The organism is Paraprevotella clara YIT 11840 (assembly GCF_000233955.1).
Classification (GTDB): domain Bacteria; phylum Bacteroidota; class Bacteroidia; order Bacteroidales; family Bacteroidaceae; genus Paraprevotella; species Paraprevotella clara.
Map to the genome: position 1 here is coordinate 1 of NZ_JH376711.1, position 237 is coordinate 237.

Genomic DNA, 237 nt, shown 5'->3' on the forward strand with positions numbered 1-237 from the left:
TATCATTTGAAGCCTATTTTAGATTGTTTGTTATCTGCTTTTAGTTCTTTAGAGTCTATATTGGTCAATTCAGCTAACGAATAAGGCCTTTCTACTACTAAATTTCTATCTGTTGATTGCAAATACTTATTGCATTTCTCTACGGTCAGCTCTTTAAACTTATATTCTGCTATAAGCCTACCCTTTCTGAGCAAGGCAGCATCTATTTTCGAAATATCTGAGTTAAAAGTACAGATA

At 32.5% G+C, this 237-nt stretch carries 1 pseudogene; it reads right to left on the bottom strand.

The annotated features are described in order from the left end of the window. Positions 1 to 2 precede the first annotated feature (2 nt). Positions 3 to 237: pseudogene (locus HMPREF9441_RS18885) on the bottom strand (AAA family ATPase); the annotation flags it as partial.